The sequence below is a fragment of the uncultured Campylobacter sp. genome (genome assembly GCF_938030815.1).
GTDB lineage: Bacteria > Campylobacterota > Campylobacteria > Campylobacterales > Campylobacteraceae > Campylobacter_B.
On the sequence record NZ_CALHII010000076.1, the window covers coordinates 1 to 3860 of the forward strand.

Below are 3860 nucleotides of genomic sequence, written 5' to 3' on the forward strand. Positions count from 1 at the left end.
TAATCGTCGTACACCTCCACGCCCCGATAATCCCCGCCGGCGATGGCACCGTGGATTCGATGCCCGGCGGCGGCGCTGAAATTTTTGACGAGGACGTGCGCGATAAAATTTGCAAAGGCAAGGTCTCAAGCGAGCAGTGGCTGCGTATCCACTCGCTGTGGCATGCACGCGGGCGCCAGAGTAACGCCACGATGCTCTTTGGCCATATCGAAAGCCGCGCTAACCGTATCGATCACATCTTGCGTATCCGCGCGCTGCAAGATGAGAGCCTCTCTCACGCTAACGGCGGCGGCTTCAACGCCTTCATCCCGCTCGTGTATCAGCGCGAGAACAACTACCTAGACGTGAAGAGCTTTTTAGGCTCGGTCGAAATTTTAAAGACGATCGCGGTCGCGCGTTTGGTGCTGGATAACGTTGCGCATATCAAGGCGTATTGGGCGACCTCGACCTTAAGCTTAGCCCTTGTAGCGCAAGATTTCGGCGCGGATGATCTTGACGGCACGATCGAGAACGAAAGCATTCAAAGCAGCGCTGGCGCCGGCAGCAAAAAAGGGCAGAGCAAGCGCGATTTTATCGATATGATCGGCACTGCGGGCTTTGTACCCGTAGAGCGCGACAGCTTGTATAATCAGATCGAAATTTACGAATAAATTCTAAAGGAGGAGCAAGTGGAGAAATTCTTTCATCTCGCCGCGGCAAAAACGTCGGTAAGGCAGGAGCTTATCGCAGGGCTTACTACGTTTTTGGCGATGATTTACATCGTGCCGGTAAACGCTAACATTATGAGCATCGCAGGTATGCCGTTTGATGCGCTGGTTACGGCAACCGCGCTTATTACGATAATCGCAACGCTATTTAATGGGCTTTTTGCAAATACCCCCGTTGCGCTTAGTGTCGGCATGGGGCTAAATGCGTATTTTACCTTTGCGTTGTGCGTGGATGCGAAGATGCCGTGGCAGAGCGCACTTGGCATCGTAGCGATAAGCGGGGCGCTTTTTACCGTGCTTTCGTTTACCAATTTTCGCGTTTGGGTTATCAAATCTATCCCGCTTGATCTGCGTCGCGCCATAAGTGCGGGTATCGGGGCTTTCATCTGCTTTATCGGACTTAAACAGATGGGCGTCATCGCGCCTAGTCAGGCGACGCTAGTAACTTTAGGAAATTTAAAAGATCTGAACGTTTTACTTGGAATTTTAGGCTTAGCGGTCGTGCTTGTGCTCTTCGTGCTTAGAATCAAGGCGGCGTTTATCTTAAGCATCTTGATTACTTCGTGCGTTGCGTGGGTGGCTGGAATTTCGCCCGCACCTCATGGCATAGTAAGCGCGCCAAGCGGCATAACGCCGATATTTGCTAAGCTAGATATCCCCGGAGCGCTGAAGCTTGCATTCGTGCCTTTTATAATCACATTTTTCGTTACGCATTTATTCGATAGCATCGGCACTCTAACCGGCGTAGGAAACCGCGCGGGGCTTTTTGGAGAGAATAGCAAAGACGGCATGAAAAAACTATCTAGAAATTTAACCTCCGATGCGATAGGAAGCGTCGCAGGCGCCGTTATAGGAACGAGCACGGTCACTGCATTTGCCGAGAGCGCCAGCGGAGTAGAAGCGGGCGGCCGCACGGGGCTAACGGCGGTATTTTGCGCTATATTTTTTGTGCTGACGCTGTTTATGCTGCCGCTATTTAAGGCAATCCCCGCAAATGCGATCTATCCGATCCTCGTAATGGTCGGGGTTTTGATGTTTAGTGAGCTTGGCAAGATCGATTATAGCGACGCTGGAATTTTAATCCCTGCGTTTTTTATAGTATTTTTGATGCCCTTTACCTACTCGATCACCAACGGCTTAAGCTTCGGCTTCATCGCTTATATCGTAGTTAGACTTGCTCAGCGCAGGATAAAAGATTTAAATTTCGGCGTTTTGACGCTCGGCGCGATTAGCGTTTTAGTATTTTTAATGCATTAAATTTTAAGGAAAGATATGAGATTTTATAGTTTTGACGAGATGGATCGCGACGCAAGAGTTATAGCAAAGCAGGTTAGGGACGAATTTATGCCCGATGCAATCGTGGCGATCGCTAGGGGTGGGCTCACATTCGGTCATGCGCTAGCCAATGCGCTTGATATGCGGACGATATTTTCGATAAATTCCATCCACTACGCAGACACCAAAAAACTCGATACCATCGACGTTTTCAACGTGCCCGATCTGGAGCTTTATAAGCGCGTGCTGCTGGTGGATGATATCATCGACAGCGGCGACAGCATGGTCGAGATCAAGCGCGTGCTGCTGGAGAAATTTCCGCAAATAGAGCTTAAAACGGCGGTGATTTTTTACAAACCCAAGGCGCTTATCCAGCCCGATTTTAAAATTTCAAAGACGGATGAGTGGATAAATTTCTTTTGGGAAAATTATACGATAGAGGAATGAAGCGGCGCGCGGTTAAATTTAGCGGCTAAATTTTAAATGATTCGGCGGCTTAAATTTTGTAAATTTCGGTCGTAAAATTTATGCCGTAAATTTAAAGCGCCCGCAGCAAGGATGAGAGTGAAGAAGCTTTATCAAAACGAAATTTTCGTAATCTCTATAATGTGCCTGTTTCAGGGCATATTTCTGCTTTATGCGATTTCAAATTTAAGCATCAGCTACTACGAGGCCGAAATTTTTTACGATAAAAAATCCCTCGTTTCGCTAATCGCAAATTTAAGCTGCGAAATTTTCGGGCGCAACGACTACGCCTTGCGCGCGCCATTTATTTTGATCCACTTCGCAAACGCCGCGATGATCTATAAAATTTCAAAATTTATTCTAAAGCGCCGCTTCGACAGAGTGGTAGCTACGGCGCTATTTATGGCGCTTCCTGCGTCTATGAGTAGCGCGATTTTACTAAATCCGGCGGGCATCATCGTTTTTTTCACGCTGCTGGCGATCTATTTTGCAAAAAGCGAATACAATATCGCGCTTTTTGTGCTTCTCTCCGCTTGCGCTCTGATCGATCGCGCGTTTTTTATGCTCTACGTGGGCTTTGGAATTTGGGCTCTTTATACGCGTAAAAAGGAGCTTTTGCTACTTTGCATAGCGCTGTTTAGCTTCAGCGTGATCTTTTACGACGTAAGCTCCGAGGGTAAGCCGAAGGGGTATTTTTTAGACACCGTGGGCGTTTTTGCGGGCGCGTTTTCGCCTTTAGTGTTTTTATTTTTCATCTACACGATCTATAGAATTTGGATCAAAGAGGAAAAGAGCCTGCTGTGGTTCATCGCCACGAGCGCGCTTTGTCTGACGATGCTTTTTTCGCTAAGACAGCGCGTGGCGCTTGAGATGACGTTGCCGTATTGCGCCATCGCTACGCCTTTGATCATTCGGGTTTTGTTTAATTCATACCGCGTTAGATTGCCTAAATTTCGCACCTTTCATAAGATCGCCGTGGGCGTGACGCTGGCAAGCTTGATGTTTAGCTACTTTGCGGTGGTTTTTAGCGACGTGATGTATAGGGCGGTGTTTGCGAATAAACCGCAGCGGCATTTCATCTATAAATTTGACGTAGCCAAAGAGCTAGCGAGCGAGCTAAAAGATCGCGGAGTAAAAAGCGTAAGCTGCGATAATAAAAAGCTGTGCCTGCGCCTGAAATTTTACGACCTGCCAAGCGGCGAGGATGCGTATATTTATGAGAGAAATTCTGAAAATTCGACACAAAGTATAGATATTTACAAGCAAGGCGTGCTAATTGCGAAATTTTATGTTAAAATATAAACAAAATTTTTATGAAAGGTAAAAATTATGAAAAAAGCATTTACTATGATTGAGCTGATTTTCATCATCGTGGTGGTTGGAATTTTAGCGGCGGTGGCGGTGCCTCAAATC

At 47.2% G+C, this 3860-nt stretch carries 3 protein-coding genes and 1 pseudogene; all 4 read left to right on the forward strand.

Features of this window, described 5'->3' with window-relative positions; all coding sequences use genetic code 11:
* Nucleotides 1-650 (forward strand): annotated as a pseudogene (locus Q0277_RS02775) (aminofutalosine synthase MqnE); the annotation flags it as partial.
* 18 nt (nt 651-668) lie between these two features.
* Nucleotides 669-1964: an NCS2 family permease gene (locus Q0277_RS02780; protein WP_177386696.1), complete on the forward strand. Its 1296-nt coding sequence runs from the start codon at nt 669-671 to the stop codon at nt 1962-1964.
* A gap of 15 nt (nt 1965-1979) precedes the next feature.
* Nucleotides 1980-2429: a phosphoribosyltransferase family protein gene (locus tag Q0277_RS02785; RefSeq protein WP_005871628.1), complete on the forward strand. Its 450-nt coding sequence runs from the start codon at nt 1980-1982 to the stop codon at nt 2427-2429.
* A gap of 111 nt (nt 2430-2540) precedes the next feature.
* Nucleotides 2541-3749 (forward strand): hypothetical protein, encoded by a 1209-nt coding sequence (locus Q0277_RS02790; RefSeq protein ID WP_297995353.1) that lies wholly within the window; start codon nt 2541-2543, stop codon nt 3747-3749.
* Nucleotides 3750-3860: the final 111 nt, after the last annotated feature.

Bases quoted from the DNA above. Each gene is read 5' to 3' on its own strand.
- Q0277_RS02790 (WP_297995353.1), top strand. From the start codon at position 2,541: ATGAGAGTGAAGAAGCTTTATCAAAACGAAATTTTCGTAATCTCTATA.
- Q0277_RS02785 (WP_005871628.1), top strand. From the start codon at position 1,980: ATGAGATTTTATAGTTTTGACGAGATGGATCGCGACGCAAGAGTTATA.